The sequence below is a fragment of the Cryobacterium aureum genome (genome assembly GCF_002954245.1).
GTDB lineage: Bacteria > Actinomycetota > Actinomycetes > Actinomycetales > Microbacteriaceae > Cryobacterium > Cryobacterium aureum.
The window spans coordinates 62,270-77,525 of sequence record NZ_PPTG01000028.1 but is presented as its reverse complement, the minus strand read 5'-3'; the positions used below and the strand labels follow the sequence as shown (position 1 = coordinate 77,525).

The following is a 15,256-nucleotide window of genomic DNA, read 5'->3' as shown; positions in this document are numbered from 1 at the left end:
AAAGAGGTGTGCCTCAAGGTGGCTTGAACACGCAAAGCCGACCGCAATATGAAGGCATAGTTTGTCTGGGAGCGCAAGGATCAACTATATGCCCCCAGTGCCGTCGTGTCTACTTAATTGTTGCGATCGAGCAGACTCTCAGGTATAACCCGCCCTCGTCCTGCCCGCGAGAGCGGGAAAAGTGCTGCTTCACGGGTGCCGAAGCAACACTTTTCCTGATGGCGCGGCGCGGGCTGGTTTCGAGGGCGCAGACTAGGACGATGAGTACTGGGCATCGCAACGAGAAGAACGACGCGGCGGGGCATCCGTCTGTCGTGTTGAAGTTGAGCGGACACACGGCGGTGATCGAACCTGACCGGTTCACCCCTGGCAGCTTTCAGCTCGTGGTGGACGGCACGCCGCAGTCGCACGTGAACATCGACCACCCCGATGAATTGTTCTTCGAGTACATCCAGCGCATCGGGCATGTCATCGACCTGCTCGGCGACCCGCACGAGCCGATCACGGCCGTGCACCTCGGGGCCGGCGCCCTCACGCTGCCCCGCTACGTCGAAGCGACCCGGCCGGGCTCGCGCCAGCAGGTCGTGGAGATCGAGAGCGACCTGATCGACCTCGTGCGGGAGGTTTTGCCCTGGGACAAGCGCGCCCAGTTGCGGGTGCGCCACGGCGACGCCCGCGAGGTGCTCGGCAAGCTTCCGGCCGGGCTGCACGGCGCCGTCGACCTCGTGGTGGTCGACATCTTCTCCGGGGCACGCACCCCGAAGCACGTGACGAGTCGCGAGTTCTTCGCCCTCGCCGCTCCGCTCTTGTCTTCGCGCGGCGTGCTAGCGGTCAACGTAGCGGATGGCCCCGGCCTCGCCTTCGCGCGCGGCCAGGCCGCCACCCTCTCGGCGGTATTTCCGCACGTAATCGGATTCGCCGAAACCCAGGTGCTCAAGGGCCGTCGCTTCGGCAACATCGTGTTCGTGGCCGCGCACACGCCGATCGACCTCAACTGGATTCCGCGGCTGCTCGCGAACGGACCACACCCGGCCAAGGTGATCGAGGGTGCTGAGCTGAAGGCGTTCATGGCCGGTTCGCTCGTGGCGACCGACGAGACGTCGACACAGTCGCCGCTACCCGGCCGCACGGTCTTCCAGATCGGACACTAGCGCGACACCCGTTTCTAACGGCGGAGATTCTGCACAATTCGGGTCACCGCAGCCCGCAAATTGGCGAACAGCCCCAGATCTCCGCAGTTGTGAACGCTCGCCGGGTACCCGTCCACCAATTGGACCCGGACGGCGCGACACCGGCCGCAGCTGCGGCCGGATCCGCATCGGCGGCGGTACTCTGGGGGCACCCGTCAATCTCCCGCGGCCCCGGCCGCCCTCGTCATTACAGGAACACTCCCTGAGTTTCATCATCGGTTACGATCCCATCACCCTGCGCGAGAAAGTCGACCTGCTGGCCGCCGGCGAGCGACTCGTCGAACTCGGCAACCTGCGCAGTCTGGCCGCCCTGAATGAGAAGGTCGCCCTGCTGCGCCTGGTCGGCCGGCTCGATGAAGCCTGGGAGATCGCGAACGAGGCCGTGCGCCAGTCCCGCTTCACCGGCAACCGGGAGCAGGCGGTGGCCAGTCGCATCCGTCGTGCCCAGGTCTTGCAGTTTCAGGGCAAGCTCGATGAGGCTGCGAGCGAGCTGACCCACTGTATCCTCGACTCCGAGGTGCACGAGTGGACCCGCCTCGCCGCCTACGCCCGGCAGCACCGCGGCAAGGTGTACTTCGACCAGGGCAACCTCGACGGCGCGCTCGCGGACTTCACCGCGGCGGTGTTCCTGCGGGAGAAAGACGGGGCCGATGCCGACGAGCTCGACAGCTCGCTGCTCGCCGTAGCCGTCGTGGAATCGCACATTGCGGCCCGCGGGCCCCAGAGCTGATCGTTGCGCGTAGCTCCTGCAATTTGCTGCCGGTGACCAAAACATCCTCGGAATTTCGCGGCTCCCGCTTGCCGCCTGCGGAATTTGCAGGAGTCATGCGCATTCGTTGCCCGGTACTGGCCGTCCAGCGCGATGTACGGCATGCTGTGTTCACAATGAAGGCGAGGTGACCGGTGTCAAATCACACTTTCCGGCGACGGTGTGCGATCGTCACGGCCGCGCTCGCGATGGTGACGCTCGCCGCCTGCAGCGCCGAGCCGCCGCGCGCCTCGCCGACGACGTCGACACCGGCGACATCGACACCGGCGACGGCTGCAACCGCACCGGATGAAAGCCAGCTCGCGCCTGTCCATCCGGTCGGCGAACCTGTCGTCATCGCCTCGGGGCTTCAGGTTCCGTGGTCGATTCTGCGGCTGCCCGGCGGTGCCACGCTCATCAGCGAACGCGACACTACCAGGGTGCGCGAGTTGCTGCCCGACGGCAGCCTGCGCGAGGCCGGCACCGTGTCGGCGGCAGAGCCGAGCGGGGAAGGCGGTCTGCTCGGCCTGGCTTTTCTGGCCGACACGGCAGCCCCCGGCGGCGCCGGCTGGGTCTACGCCTACTTCTCTACTGCAAGCGACAACCGCATTGAGCGGATGCCCCTGGCCGGCTCCCCCGGCAGCCACACCCTCGGCGCGCCCACGCTCGTGCTCGATTCCATCCCGCGCGCCGGCAACCACAACGGCGGACGCATCGCGTTCGGCCCCGACGGACTGCTCTATGCGAGCGCCGGCGACGCCGGAAACACTGCCAACGCGCAGGAGCTCGATTCGCTCGGCGGCAAGATCCTGCGAATGACCGCGACCGGAGCGGTGCCGGCGAACAACCCGTTCGGCACACTGGTCTACTCGTTCGGGCACCGGAATCCGCAGGGACTGGCCTGGGACTCCCGCGGTCAGCTCTGGGCGAGCGAGTTCGGGCAAAACACCTGGGACGAACTCAACCGCATCGCGCCCGGCGGCAATTACGGCTGGCCGCTGGTCGAGGGCCAGGACGGGGACCCGGCCTATATCGACCCGGAACGGCAGTGGACGACCGACCAGGCGAGCCCGAGCGGCATCGCGATCGTCAACGACACCATATTCATGGCGAGCCTGCGCGGCCAACGGCTGTGGAGCATCCCGATCGTGCGCACCTCAACTGGCGACGACTCCTCCACAGCGGACCCGATCGAGTGGTTTGTCAACGGATATGGCCGACTGCGCGACGTGGTGTCGGGGCCGGCTGGCACACTGTGGTTTGTGAGTAACAACACGGATGGCCGGGGCTCCCCGGCGGATGACGACGACCAACTGCTGCAAGTGGCGGTGGCACCCTGATGGCCGACCTCGCCCAGGTGCGCCGCTGGGCTGACGCGCTCATCGCGGTGCACCTCGATCCCAGCTGGTCCTTCGGCTTCGACAACGCGAAGAAGCGGGCGGGCCTCTGCAATTTCAGCAAGAAGCACATCACCGTGTCGCGCTACCTCGCCTCACGCTACGCCGACGACGACGTATACCAGATTCTGCTGCACGAGCTCGCGCACGCTCTGGCCGGCCCGCGGGCCGGGCACGGCCCACGCTGGAAGAAGATGGCGCACGACCTCGGCTACGACGGCAAGCGCACCCACGACGGTGAGATCGCCAATGAGCTCGCCCCCTGGGTGGGCACCTGCCCCGCCGGGCACACCCATTTTCGGTATCGGCAACCCACCCGGCCTCTGGCCTGCGGGCTCTGTGCGCGCCGGTTCGACCAGGCGCACGCAATAACCTGGTTACGGCGCGAGATCACGCCGGCCATCCGGCGCCGAGCAGCAGCTTCCGCTGGGCCGTAGCTGTTCTGACGAATGGGTCAGTGCGTGTCGTAGCGGGCGAGGGCGTCGGCATCCGTTGCGTGGGTCATCGCTCGGCGGGCGGTGTCGAGCGCCGTCACCGGGTCGGCCTCGGTCACGGCGAGCGCCAGCTGCCGTTCGGCCTCGGCCAGCCGGGTGCGCGCTGCGGCCTGCACTCGTCCGCGATGCGCGGCCACGAAGTCGCGGGTGACCGTGATCTGGCTGCGCGCGGTGAGCAGAGCCCCGGCCAGTGCGGTGCGGGCGTTGTCGAGTCGCAAGTGCCGGTTGCGCGCCTCGGAGCGGATGCTGTCCAGCCCGTTCATCGCCGCCTCGAGGGTCACGAGATCCGCGGCCGGGTCACTCGGTCGCCCGGGTTCGCGAAGTGCCGCCTGCACGGAGGCGGCGTCGGCGATGACGTGGTTGAGCGACGCGCTCGTGTCGGACTCCTCGTGGCCATCGCGCAGAGCGCGAGCTTCGGCGAGTTCCGTGTCGGCGGCATCCAGTGCCTTCTGCAGGTTGGCGAAGCCGCGGTGCAGCTGGTCTTCGCCGGTCTCGATGGCATCGAGCAGCTGCGTGGCCTGAAACAGTGCATGCTCGGCGGCCTGCAGCTGCTGGCCGACCGGCTCAGCGGATGCCGCAGCCAGGCGCGCCGCCGCAGCATCCGCACTCGCCCGCGCAGCATCCAGAGCCGTGCGGGCCCGGTCGGCGTTGCCGCTTATCGGCGCGAGTGCCGACGGGGAATAGCTCAGGCCGAGCCGGGTGAGGGTGCTCGCGCCGCTCGCGACCCGGTCAAACACCCGGTCGAGTCGGCGGTGCAGTTCGTCGAGCTGCCGCGGAGCATTTCGCTCGACGCCGCGCTTGACCGTAAAATCACGGGCCTGGCTGATCAGCCGACCGGTCGCCTCGTCGGCCAGCTGCACGATCTGCTGGTTCCAGCGGGTGCGCTCCGCTGCGCTGTCCGGCACCGCGTCATCGAGTTTCTGTTGCAGCGCGAAGGCGTCGCTCAGCTGTCGCCGGGACGTTGCGAGCGCCGTCGCAAACTCCCGCGTCGCCGATTCCCCGAACTGCGCGATCGCGAAGCTGAGTTCGTCGGTGGCGTCCTGCACCAGGTCGTCGGCGCGCACGAGGCTGGACGACGCGTTGCGTTCCAGCTCGGTGGCCGCTGCGCTCAGCTGCCCAAGCCGGGCGCGAGTGCGCCGGCGCGAGGCGCCCACCAGCGCCCAGACTCCGGCCACAACGAGGCCGATAACGATGACCGAGGGTACCCACCAGAGATCGCCATTCATGCGCTTGAGTCTAATAACGGAATGCTGATCAAACGCCCTACCGGTCGTCGGCGGACGGTCGGCGCATCTGCTGCCGAATCATCTCAAAGTCGTGCCGCGAGATCTCGAGCACGCCGCGGCGCAGTTGAAAACCCCAGTCCGGGTTGCCGCGGGTCAGTTGCAACACCGACAGCAGCGGGCGGATGCTCGTGGGCCAGGCATCCAGATCGTAGTCGGCACGGCGTCGCCACGGCCGACGCTCGCTGCCGGGGTCGCCCACCTGGTAGGCGTGGGCATCCGCTATGCGGCCGATCGCGGTGAATTCCTTGAGCGGATCCCCTTCGATCGCCGTTTTCGGCGAGTAATAGACGATGCCGTCGGCTTCACCCATCTGGGCGATCAGGTCACCGGCGCCGCGGTTGGCGCGGGCGATGCCCAGATCGACACCGCGGAGCACGTGCTCGCGGTGCACCACAACGAGCCAGAACCGAATTGCCACCCTTCATTTGTACTGCATTCAGTTGTACTGCAGACCACCGTCAACCAGACTGGGCAGATGCGCGTACTGCTCAAAGAGATCCTGAACTGCACACCGGATGCCGCCTGGCACGCCATCCACAGCCCCGCCGTATTTCGCGAGGTGAGCAGCCCGTTCATGGCGGTTCAATCGCTCGAAGCCGACGGGTTTCCCACCCGCTGGGAGCCCGGTGAACACCCCGCCGTGTTCTCCATGCTCGGCCTCGTGCCGATGGGCACCCAGATCATTCGGCTCGCCAATTCCACGCACCGCCCCGACGGGGTGCGCATCCTGCGCGATACCGGGCGTGGTGTGTCCGGTGCGCTGAGCGCGGTGACGCTGTGGGACCACCGCATGGCGATCGCCCCCGATCCGGCTGGCACCGGCAAGACGCTCTACCGCGACCAGCTCATTTTTCGAGGTCGACCGGCTACGCTCGCGCTCTGGCCGACGTTCTGGGCGTTCTGGCAGTGGCGCATGCTGCGGCTCCGTCGCCTCGCTCCCACCTGGCAGCACGACGTCGGCATCGACGACCCCAGCTTTGTACCGCTGTCGCAGCGTGCAGCCCCTACTGAAACTGACTAGCGCGCGTGAGCGACTTCACCGGTCGAGGGCTGGCCGCTTAGGATCGAACGCCCAGCCATCGACGAGGTACTGCATCGCAACCGAGTCGTCGCGACCGCCGAGTCCGCGACTCAGATAAAGTTCGTGCGCGGCGAAGAGGCGCTCCTCATCGATGGTCACGCCGAGTCCAGGCTCGGTTGGAACAGCGATCTGACCGCCCCGAATCTGCGGAGGATTCGCCGTGAGGTTCTGCCCGTCCTGCCAGATCCAGTGTGTGTCGATCGCGGTCGGCGTGCCGGGCGCCGCGGCAGCGACGTGGGTGAACATGGCCAGCGACACGTCAAAGTGGTTGTTCGAGTGCGATCCCCACTGCAATCCCCAGTCGTTGCACAGCTGCGCAACGCGCACGGATCCGGCCATCGTCCAGAAATGCGGATCTGCAAGCGGAATATCAACGGCATTCGAACGGATGGTGTGACCCAGTTCACGCCAGTCGGTCGCGATCATGTTGGTCGCCGTTGGCAGCCCGGTGGCCCGTTTGAACTCCGCCATGATCTCCCGTCCGGAATAGACGCCCTCCGCACCGACCGGGTCTTCGGCGTAGGCGAGCACGTCGCGCAGGGACCGACCCACGGCCACAGCCTGCTCGAGCAGCCAGCCACCATTCGGGTCCAGGGTGACGCGCGCTTCGGGAAACCGGGTCGCCAGAGCCTTGATCGCCTCGGCTTCGTCCCAGGCGGGAAGCACCCCGCCCTTGAGCTTAAAATCGCGAAATCCGTAGCGCTCGAAGGCGGCCTCGGCCTGCCCCACGATGCCTTCCGGGTCGAGGGCGGCCTCGTGGCGAACCTGCGACCAGGCATCCGTTCCCGGGTCTGTCTGCACGTACGGCAAGTCGGTTCGGTTTTTGTCGCCGACAAAAAACAGATAACCGAGGGTGTCTACGGCGTCACGTTGCTGGCCCTCGCCGAGCAGAGCCGCAACGGGCACGCCGAGGTGCTGGCCCAGAAGATCGAGGTGGGCCGCTTCGAGTGCGGTGACTACGTGGATGGTCGTGCGGAGGTCAAAAGTTTGCGCCCCGCGGCCACCGGAATCGCGGTCCTTGAACTGCAGGCGCACGCGGCGCAGGGTGTTCAGATAATCACCGAGGCGCGATCCGACCACGAACACCCGCGCGTCTTCCAGGGTACGTCGAATCGGCTCGCCGCCGGGGACTTCCCCCACTCCGGTATTACCGTTCGAGTCGGTCAGAAGCACGATGTTGCGGGTGAAGAAGGGGCCGTGGGCGCCGCTGAGATTGAGCAACATACTGTCGTGGCCGGCGACCGGCACTACCCGCATCGACTCGATCGTTGGGCTGGAAGTCATCAGGGATACCGTTCTAGTCGCGCGCGAGTTGGCCATTGTGTTGACGAAAGATGCCGAGCGGGTTGTCGTCCCGCAACGCCTCCGGCAGCAGCGCCGCTGGCACGTTTTGGTAGCTCACCGGGCGCAGGAACCGATCGATCGCCAGGGTGCCAACGGAGGTGCCCTGCGCGTTCGACGTCGCGGGGAAGGGCCCGCCGTGCACCATCGCGGAGACGACCTCGACGCCGGTCGGCCAACCGTTGAAGAGCACTCGTCCGGAGCGCAACTCGGCCGCCTCCAACAGATCAGCGGAACCGGGCTCGTCAGCGTCGGTGTGCAGCGTCACGGTCAGCTGCCCTTCGAGCCCGGCCAGAATCTGCGCCATCTGGATGGTGTCGCGCACGGTCACGACGAGGCTCGCGGGGCCGAACACCTCTTCCTGCAGCGCGGGGTCAGCGAGAAACGTCGCGGCGTCGGTCGCGAAGATCTGCGGCGCGGCGCCCACGACCACAGCGGCGTTGGGGGTACCGGCGGCGAGGTTCTGAACGCCGGCATGGTCGTGGAACGCCGCGGCGCCGCGATCGAAGGCGTCCTTGATGCCCGCAGTGAGCATCGGCGCGGCGCTGACCTTTGCCGCAGCGGCGACTGCGGCGGCCGTGAACGCAAGCCCGTCGGCGCCTTCGGGCACGAAGACCAATCCGGGGCTCGTACAGAGCTGGCCGGTTCCGGTTACAACGGATGCGATCCACTGCTCGCCGAGGCCAGCCGCGTTGCGAGCGAGGGCGCCCGGCAGAACGAAGACCGGGTTGATGCTGCTCATCTCCGCGTATACGGGAATCGGTTCGGGGCGGCTGGCGGCCGCTGCCACGAGCGCTAGCCCGCCACGGCGGGATCCGGTGAAGCCGACGGCTTTGATGCGCGGGTGGGTCACGAGGGCGGTGCCGACCGAAGCCCCGCCACCGAACAGCAGCGAGAACACCCCGATCGGCAGCTCATGGTGCGCGACCGCCGCGCTGATCGCCCGGCCGATGAGTTCGGACGTGCCCGGATGGGCGCTGTGCGCCTTGACGATCACGGGGCATCCGGCAGCAAGCGCCGAGGCGGTATCGCCGCCGGCGACCGAGAAAGCCAGCGGAAAGTTGCTCGCGCCGAAGACGGCGACCGGTCCGAGGGCGATTGACCGCAAGCGGATGTCTGGGCGCGGCAGTGGGGCACGGTCGGGCTGCGCCGGGTCGATTCGGGCGCCGTGAAAGTTGCCTTCGCGCAGCACCGCGGCGAAGAGGCGCAGCTGGCCGACGGTGCGGCCCGTTTCGCCGATCACGCGGGGAACGGGAAGGCCGGTCTCAGCAATGACCCGGTCGGTCAGGGCCGCCCCGAGGGCCGCGATGTTGTCGGCAATGGTCTCGAGAAAGGCCGCCCGCGCATGGGGCGAGGTCTTGCGATAGCTGGCAAACGCCGTCCAGGCGAGTTCCGCAGCCTGGTCGACCTCCTCAACGCCGACAAGGCCGTACGCCGGGGTGAGAGTGTGGCCGGTGACCGGGTTTACCGCGCAGACTTCGCCGCGGGTTCCGCGCACGGAAACCCCGCCAATCAGGGAAGACCCGGTGAGAACGGTGGGCTGCGTGGTTGCGGTCGGCACGGTCATGTAAGCACTCCTTCGGGCGGCGGGTCACGCGGACTGCCACCAAGCCTAGGAATGAACCGATGCCGCTTCAACTTGAAATCTGCATGCACTGATGCGCGCAAAGCATCGATCACGGTGCCGGGGCGGTTCCCGGAGTTTCTTCCGCGGCGTCGGCCTGAGGGTCGCCCAGCGCAACCACGGCGGACGCCTCCGGGCGCGTCAGCATTTCAACAGCTTTTGCCACGGCCGGGTTGGTGCTCTCCTCACTCCAGGCCACGTCGAGGTGCACGATGTTGAGCCGGTCAGCGGGCGAGTTCGAGTCGAGGTCGCGGAAGACCACACCTTCCGGCGCGAAGCGTTGCGCGGATGCTGGCACGAGAGTCAGCCCGAGGCCTGCCTGCACGAGCGCGAGCAGCGCCGGAACCTGGCTCGCGTACTGGATCACAACCGGCTGGCTGCCGCTCGCGGCGAACAGGCGCAGCAGCAGGTCGTGGAAATACCGAGCCTCGGTGGGCGAGTACATCAGCAAACGTTCGTGCTCGAAGTCGAGCAGCGAGATTGGATCGGTCGGTTGCGCGAGCCGGCTGGGAGCGGGAATGGCCGCAACCATCCGCTCAGACATGATCTCGCGAGTCTGGATGCCCGGCCGCGCCACCAGGGGCCGCAAGAGCCCGAGGTCAACGGTTCCCTTCACGAGTTGGTCCATCTGATCGGTCGTCACGAGCTCGCGCAGCACGAGGCTTACGTCAGGCATGTCCGCGGCGGCGCGCCGAATGAACAGGGGCAGTGCGCTCTGAGCCGCCATGGCCGTGTAGGCCACGGTGAGGGTACCCGCCGCTCCCGACGCGACCCGGCGCACATCGACGGCCATCTTGGCTGCCAGGTCGAGCACCCGCCGCGCGCTCGGTAACAGCGACGCGCCCGCCGCCGTCATCTCCACGCGCCTGCTGGTGCGATTGAACAACAGCGCGCCGAGCTCACGCTCGAGCAGCTGAATTTGGCGGCTCAACGGTGGCTGCGTGATACGCAGGCGTTCGGCAGCGGCGCCGAAATGCAGTTCCTCGGCCACGGCGATAAAACACTCCAACTGCACCAGCGAAAACATCGATCTACTCCTTGTATCAAGCTGTGCATATTTTAGCTTGGACTTGAATCGATTTCTCTTTATCGTTTTCGACATAGCCGCTGCAGTGTGCAGCCGACCAAAGGAGTCTTGCCGTGCTCGACGGAATATTGTTTTTCCCGATTACGCCATTCCATGAGGATGACACCGTCAACCACGAGGCGCTCACCGCTCACCTCGAGCACGGAATCAGCTACGGTCCTGGCGGAATCTTTGTGGCCTGCGGCACGGGCGAATTCCACACCCTCGCCGTCGACGAGTTCGCCGAGATCGTCGCCACCACGGTGACCGTCACGGCAGGCCGCGTCCCCGTCTTTGCCGGAGCTGGCGGCCCGATCGCCTCGGCCAAGCTCATGGCACGTCGGGCAGAGGATGCCGGCGCCGACGGCCTGCTGCTGCTGCCGCCCTACCTCGTGGGCAGCCCAATGGCCGGAATCCTCGACTACGTGCGAGCCGTCGCTGACTCCACCGACCTTCCCATCATCGTCTACCATCGCGGAAACGCCCAGTTCACCGTGGCGGCTGCCGTGGAAGTCTCCACCTTTCCGACCGTCATCGGTTTTAAGGACGGCGTCGGCGACCTCGATCTCATGTCCCGCATCGTGCGCGCTGTCGAGGATTCGACCACGGCCGCCGGCAAGGAATTTCAGTTCTTCAACGGGCTGCCCACCGCCGAGTCATCTCAGGCCGCCTACCGGGCCATTGGCGTTGAGCTGTATTCCTCGGCGACCTTCGCCTTCGCCCCTGAGCTCTCGGTCGCGTTCTACGACTCGCTCATCTCGGGTGACACCGAGCTGACGAATGCCCTCAACCGCGAATTCTTCCACCCACTCGTTGCTTTGCGTGATCAGGGTCCCGGCTACGCCGTGGCGCTCGTCAAGGCGGGTGCTGCGCTGGGCGGCATCGATACCGGAAGCGTGCGCCCGCCACTGCGCAATGCCTCGGCAGTTCACGTCACCGAACTCGCCAGCATTCTCGCTGCGGGCCGCCGCGTTCTTGCCGAACGCGCGGTACCGGTCGACTGAATGTCACGGATGAAGTCGTCATCCATATACGTGGACGCGACCCAGCCGCTCGACTAGGCTCACCAGCAGATTGCGTCCAAGGAAGGGCGTCTCACGAAGGAGTTGACGATGCCGATTTCAGCCGTTCCGAATGTGACCGAGCCGGCCGATTCAACTCCCACCCTGACTCCGAACCTCACCCCGGAGTCGGGGATGCGCGACGTGAAGTCTGCGGCACGCACGGTTGAGCTGCTCGAGCGGCTGGCCGCCCGCCAGAACCGACCCACCAGCATCCGTGAACTCAGCGAGGCGATGAACGTGCCCCGCAGCAGCCTGCACGCCCTGCTGCGCACCCTCTCCAAGCACGGATGGGTGCGCAGCGACAGCTCGGGGTCGATGTACATGATCGGGATTCGGGCGCTGTTGGCCGGAACCAGCTACCTCGACGCCGACCCTTACCTGCCGATCGTGCAAACGTATCTCGACGAGCTCCACGAACAGTTCGATGAGACGTTCCACTTCGGGAGGCTCGACGGTTTCGACATCGTCTATCTGGCCACGCGCGCATCGAGCCGGTACTCACGTCATGTCAGTCGGATCGGGCGGCGCCTACCCGCCTACTCAACCTCACTCGGCAAGGCCGTGCTGGCCGAGCGTAGTGGAGCAGATCTCGACCCTCATATTCCAACGGATGCCCGACCCCTGACTCCGCACACCCTCACCCTGCGAGCTCTGCTCGATACCGACCTCGACCAGACGCGGCAGCGCGGCTACGCCATCGACAACGAGGAAAACACCCTCGGGCTGAAATGTTTTGCCGTCGCCCTCCCGTATGCCCACCCGACCTCGGACGCGATCAGCGTTTCGCTTCCCCTCGCGAGACTCACCCCGCAACTCGAGAGCGACATCGTGGCCGCGTTGCGCTCGGCCGCTCAGAAGATCTGCAAGATCATTCGTCCGATCAAGGACGCCGCCTGGCCGTGATCCCCAGGTCCCAGTTCAATGCCACCAGAAGGAGCACCCCGCAGTGACCAGCCCCATCGAAGTATCCGAACGCCACCTCGTGACCAAGATCACGATCACCCCGATCGCGTTTCGCGACCTGCCCCTGCTGAACACGGTTGGCGTGCATGAAACGTTTGCCCTGCGCGCGATCGTCGAGATCGAAACAGATTCCGGTTTCACCGGGCTCGGCGAGACCTACGGAGACGCCCCGCATATCGCCCGACTCAAGCTGGTCGCCCGTGATCTCATCGGCGTCGACATCTTCAACATCAGCGAGATGCGCCGTCGCATCATCCTCGGTCTCCACGCCGACACGACCGTCGGCGGCCACGGCATGAGCGGCATGGTCACTGGCTCCAGCACGCCGGACCGGGTGCTGTCACCTTTCGACGTCGCCGCCCTGGATATCCAGGGCAAGGTTGTCGGTCGCCCGGTGAGCGATCTGCTCGGCGGTGCGGTACGCAGCGAAATCGCGTTCAGCGGGTACTTGTTCTACAAGTGGGCCGGCCACCCGGGCCAGAACGAGGATTCGTGGGGTGCGGCACTGGACACGGCCGGCATCGTTGCCCAGGCCGCACGCATGATCACCGATTTCGGCTTCACCGCGCTCAAGCTCAAGGGGGGAGTGTTCACCCCCGAGGAGGAGATCGACGCCGTTCGGGGACTGCGACAGGCATTCCCGAATCACCCCCTGCGCCTCGACCCGAACGGCGCCTGGTCGGTTGAGTCATCCATCAAGGTCGGGCAGGCACTTGAGGGAGTATTGGAATACCTCGAGGACCCCACGCCCAGCATCACCGGCATGGCCGCGGTGCGTCGCGGAGTACCGATGCCCCTCGCCACGAACATGTGCGTCGTAAGTTTCGACGATGTGGCCCCGGCCGTGCGCGAAGGCGCCGTCGACGTCATCCTTTCTGATCACCATTTCTGGGGTGGCTTGCGGCGGTCCCAGGCGCTCGCGGGCATCACGGAGACCTTTGGGCTTGGGCTGTCGATGCACTCCAACTCGCACCTCGGCATCAGTCTCGCGGCCATGGTTCACCTCGCTGCCGCAACACCCAACCTGGACTACGCCTGCGACACGCACTGGCCATGGAAGGACACCGACCAGGACGTGATCGTGCCCGGCGTGCTGTCGTTCCATAAGGGGGCCGTCACCGTGCCCACGACGCCAGGTCTCGGCGTTGAACTCGATCGTGACGCTCTGGCCCGCCTGCACGAACAGTATCTGAAGTGCGGTCTGCTCAATCGTGACGACACCGGATACATGAAGAGCATCCAGCCGGACTACGAGCTGCTCAGCCCGCGCTGGTGAGCGCCTTCCCCGCCGAATCGTTCACTCCGCTGCGAGTGCTCGTGACGGACAACATCATGAGCCGCTTTGTGGCCGAGCTGACCCAGGCAGACGCTGGCAACGAGTGGACGATCGCGAATACGTGGAGCGAGCAGCAGGTCATCGCGGCCCTGCCAGATACCGACGTGCTGGTCTGCTCCTCAATGTCGTCGACCATGGCCGCTGCGGCATCCCGACTGCGGCTCGTGCACGTCACCGGAGCGGGCTTCGACAAGATTCCCCTGGCCGAGCTCGCGCCGGAAATCCGGGTTGCCAACACGTTCCACCACGGTGAGGCGATCGCGGAGCACGTCATCATGACCGCGCTCATGCTCTCCCGGCGGGTCATCCCGGTCGACCGGGAAATGCGGGTGGGCACCTGGCGGACGGTCGCCAATGACTTGTCCGAGCCGTTCCACGGCACCCTGCGCGGCCGCACCCTGGGGTTGCTCGGATTCGGCGGGATCGGGCAGGAGGTGGCCCGTCTGGCCTCCGGCCTGGGCATGCGCGTGCGGGCCGTTCGGCACAATCCCGCCGGCTTTGTACCCGAAGACCTGACACTCGACTGGGTCGGCAGCCTCGACGAGCTGCCCGAGCTGCTCGGCAGCTCCGATATCGTCGTCGTGACCCTGCCCCTGAGCGATGCCACCCGCGGCGTCATCGACGCTCGCGCCCTGCACCAGATGCGAGCCACCGGCATCCTCATCAACGTCGCCCGCGGCCCGCTGATCGACGAAGACGCACTCGTTGAGGCCCTCACAGAGAAGCGCATCGGAGGCGCCGCGCTCGACGTCTGGTGGGGAGCGCCGAGCGCCGATGGCGCGGCACCGGCATCCGCTGCCCGTTTCGCCGACTTCGATACGGTCGTCCTCACCCCGCACTACTCCGGGCATGCTCTGCGTACCTTTCAGCTGCGCGCGGCCGACATCGCGGCGAACGTTGACAGCCTCGCGCACGGTCGGCCGCTCGCTCACGTGGTGCACTGACCGCGTTCGAGGCTATAGCAGCTGCGCCGCGATCAGCAGTACCGCGCCGAGAGCGGATGCCGCCAGCGCGGTCAGTCGCAACCGACCGTGATTGAGATACCGGTTCACAAACCGGGACAGCAGGTAGCCCAGCAGCACCGCGGGGATCATCCACACGGCAAGCTGGACGGTCGCTCCGGTCACCGTGCCGAGCGCGGCCAGCGCGATGAGGGAGATCGACGAGCCGACGAGAAAGAACGCGCTCATCGTGCCGCGCAGCTGCGGCCCGCGCGAACGCTGCCAGATCAGAGCCATGGGTGCGCCGCCGATCGACGTCGCGGTGCCCATCACACCAGAAGCCGCCCCCGCAGTGATGAGGGACCCCCGTCCAGGCATCGGCGCCCAGCCGGACACGGCCATCACCACACCCCCGAGCACGACCACCGCCACGGCCCAGGCGAGCCCGCTCGCGGGGAGCACAAAGACCAGCCAGGCTCCAAGAAGGCTGCCGGGGATGCGGCCGACGAGGGCCCAGCCTGCGCCCTTCAGATCGAGGTGGGAGCGCTCCTTCACGGCGACAATCCCGGTGAGGAGTACCGCGAGGATGATCACCGTGCCGGGCAGCAGAGCGGGGTCGATGAGACCGATCACGGGCGCGGCGAGCATACCCATGCCAAAACCGATCGACGCTTGCAAAGCGGATGCTGCCACAATCACGATCGCAATGATCGCGATCTCCATTC

Annotated in this window: 16 protein-coding genes; 9 read left to right on the top strand and 7 right to left on the bottom strand. The window is 66.6% G+C overall.

All coding sequences use genetic code 11. The features are described 5' to 3' along the window. Positions 1 to 260: 260 nt before the first annotated feature. Positions 261 to 1,151, top strand: coding sequence for a spermidine synthase (locus CJ028_RS10970; RefSeq protein ID WP_105035286.1), 891 nt, complete (start codon positions 261 to 263; stop codon positions 1,149 to 1,151). Between the two features lie 226 nt (positions 1,152 to 1,377). Here CJ028_RS10970 and CJ028_RS21400 read toward each other — a convergent pair whose 3' ends face one another. Further along, positions 1,378 to 1,689 carry a hypothetical protein gene (locus CJ028_RS21400; protein WP_240607205.1) on the bottom strand — a complete coding sequence of 104 codons (312 nt, stop codon included), beginning with the start codon at positions 1,687 to 1,689 and terminating at the stop codon, positions 1,378 to 1,380. Positions 1,690 to 1,707: 18 nt separating this feature from the next. Between CJ028_RS21400 and CJ028_RS21395 the strand changes: the two genes are divergently transcribed. From CJ028_RS21395 to CJ028_RS10955, 3 genes are all read left to right on the top strand, one after another. Then, positions 1,708 to 1,920: a hypothetical protein gene (locus tag CJ028_RS21395; protein WP_240607204.1), complete on the top strand. Its 213-nt coding sequence runs from the start codon at positions 1,708 to 1,710 to the stop codon at positions 1,918 to 1,920. 173 nt (positions 1,921 to 2,093) lie between these two features. Then, positions 2,094 to 3,278, top strand: coding sequence for a PQQ-dependent sugar dehydrogenase (locus CJ028_RS10960; RefSeq protein ID WP_240607203.1), 1,185 nt, complete (start codon positions 2,094 to 2,096; stop codon positions 3,276 to 3,278). Next, positions 3,278 to 3,772: a SprT-like domain-containing protein gene (locus CJ028_RS10955; RefSeq protein WP_105035284.1), complete on the top strand. Its 495-nt coding sequence runs from the start codon at positions 3,278 to 3,280 to the stop codon at positions 3,770 to 3,772. Before CJ028_RS10960 ends, CJ028_RS10955 begins: the two co-directional genes overlap by 1 nt. A 17-nt stretch (positions 3,773 to 3,789) precedes the next feature. On the opposite strand, the gene CJ028_RS10950 is transcribed toward CJ028_RS10955, so the two are convergent. Both CJ028_RS10950 and CJ028_RS10945 read right to left on the bottom strand, forming a co-directional pair. Beyond that, the gene (locus tag CJ028_RS10950; RefSeq protein ID WP_105035283.1) at positions 3,790 to 5,055 is read right to left on the bottom strand and encodes a coiled-coil domain-containing protein; all 1,266 of its coding nucleotides are present in this window, start codon (positions 5,053 to 5,055) and stop codon (positions 3,790 to 3,792) included. A 37-nt stretch (positions 5,056 to 5,092) separates the two neighbouring features. After that, positions 5,093 to 5,533 carry an EVE domain-containing protein gene (locus CJ028_RS10945; protein ID WP_240607202.1) on the bottom strand — a complete coding sequence of 147 codons (441 nt, stop codon included), beginning with the start codon at positions 5,531 to 5,533 and terminating at the stop codon, positions 5,093 to 5,095. A gap of 57 nt (positions 5,534 to 5,590) precedes the next feature. Between CJ028_RS10945 and CJ028_RS10940 the strand changes: the two genes are divergently transcribed. Then, a complete protein-coding gene (locus CJ028_RS10940) occupies positions 5,591 to 6,136 on the top strand; it encodes a hypothetical protein (RefSeq protein WP_205684006.1) in 546 nt (181 codons plus the stop codon). Positions 6,137 to 6,151: 15 nt separating this feature from the next. Here the strand turns inward: CJ028_RS10940 and CJ028_RS10935 are convergent, their stop codons facing one another. From CJ028_RS10935 to CJ028_RS10925, 3 genes are all read right to left on the bottom strand, one after another. Then, complete coding sequence (locus tag CJ028_RS10935; RefSeq protein ID WP_198415779.1) at positions 6,152 to 7,480, bottom strand: enolase C-terminal domain-like protein; 1,329 nt, start codon at positions 7,478 to 7,480, stop codon at positions 6,152 to 6,154. 13 nt (positions 7,481 to 7,493) lie between these two features. Then, the gene (locus CJ028_RS10930) at positions 7,494 to 9,104 is read right to left on the bottom strand and encodes an aldehyde dehydrogenase (NADP(+)) (protein WP_105035281.1); all 1,611 of its coding nucleotides are present in this window, start codon (positions 9,102 to 9,104) and stop codon (positions 7,494 to 7,496) included. Between the two features lie 109 nt (positions 9,105 to 9,213). Next, the gene (locus CJ028_RS10925) at positions 9,214 to 10,188 is read right to left on the bottom strand and encodes a LysR family transcriptional regulator (protein WP_105035280.1); all 975 of its coding nucleotides are present in this window, start codon (positions 10,186 to 10,188) and stop codon (positions 9,214 to 9,216) included. A 113-nt stretch (positions 10,189 to 10,301) separates the two neighbouring features. On the opposite strand from CJ028_RS10925, the gene CJ028_RS10920 reads away from it, so the two are divergent. From CJ028_RS10920 to CJ028_RS10905, 4 genes are all read left to right on the top strand, one after another. Next, on the top strand, positions 10,302 to 11,231 hold the full coding sequence (locus tag CJ028_RS10920) for a 5-dehydro-4-deoxyglucarate dehydratase (RefSeq protein WP_105035279.1): 930 nt from the start codon (positions 10,302 to 10,304) through the stop codon (positions 11,229 to 11,231). A 108-nt stretch (positions 11,232 to 11,339) separates the two neighbouring features. Continuing rightward, on the top strand, positions 11,340 to 12,194 hold the full coding sequence (locus CJ028_RS10915) for an IclR family transcriptional regulator (RefSeq protein WP_240607201.1): 855 nt from the start codon (positions 11,340 to 11,342) through the stop codon (positions 12,192 to 12,194). Between the two features lie 43 nt (positions 12,195 to 12,237). Then, positions 12,238 to 13,530: a glucarate dehydratase family protein gene (locus CJ028_RS10910; protein ID WP_205684005.1), complete on the top strand. Its 1,293-nt coding sequence runs from the start codon at positions 12,238 to 12,240 to the stop codon at positions 13,528 to 13,530. After that, entirely contained in the window at positions 13,527 to 14,534 is a 1,008-nt protein-coding gene (locus CJ028_RS10905) for a 2-hydroxyacid dehydrogenase (RefSeq protein WP_240607200.1), read from the top strand. The genes CJ028_RS10910 and CJ028_RS10905 overlap by 4 nt, the downstream gene beginning before the upstream one ends. A 12-nt stretch (positions 14,535 to 14,546) precedes the next feature. On the opposite strand, the gene CJ028_RS10900 is transcribed toward CJ028_RS10905, so the two are convergent. Next, positions 14,547 to 15,254, bottom strand: coding sequence for a sulfite exporter TauE/SafE family protein (locus tag CJ028_RS10900; protein WP_105035278.1), 708 nt, complete (start codon positions 15,252 to 15,254; stop codon positions 14,547 to 14,549). Between the last annotated feature and the right edge of the window lie 2 nt (positions 15,255 to 15,256).

Coding starts and splice junctions, on each gene's coding strand:
- CJ028_RS10970 (WP_105035286.1), top strand. CDS start 261: ATGAGTACTGGGCATCGCAACGAGAAGAACGACGCGGCGGGGCATCCG.
- CJ028_RS10955 (WP_105035284.1), top strand. CDS start 3,278: ATGGCCGACCTCGCCCAGGTGCGCCGCTGGGCTGACGCGCTCATCGCG.
- CJ028_RS10950 (WP_105035283.1), bottom strand. CDS start 5,055: ATGAATGGCGATCTCTGGTGGGTACCCTCGGTCATCGTTATCGGCCTC.
- CJ028_RS10940 (WP_205684006.1), top strand. CDS start 5,591: ATGCGCGTACTGCTCAAAGAGATCCTGAACTGCACACCGGATGCCGCC.
- CJ028_RS10935 (WP_198415779.1), bottom strand. CDS start 7,480: ATGACTTCCAGCCCAACGATCGAGTCGATGCGGGTAGTGCCGGTCGCC.
- CJ028_RS10930 (WP_105035281.1), bottom strand. CDS start 9,104: ATGACCGTGCCGACCGCAACCACGCAGCCCACCGTTCTCACCGGGTCT.
- CJ028_RS10925 (WP_105035280.1), bottom strand. CDS start 10,188: ATGTTTTCGCTGGTGCAGTTGGAGTGTTTTATCGCCGTGGCCGAGGAA.
- CJ028_RS10915 (WP_240607201.1), top strand. CDS start 11,340: ATGCCGATTTCAGCCGTTCCGAATGTGACCGAGCCGGCCGATTCAACT.
- CJ028_RS10900 (WP_105035278.1), bottom strand. CDS start 15,254: ATGGAGATCGCGATCATTGCGATCGTGATTGTGGCAGCATCCGCTTTG.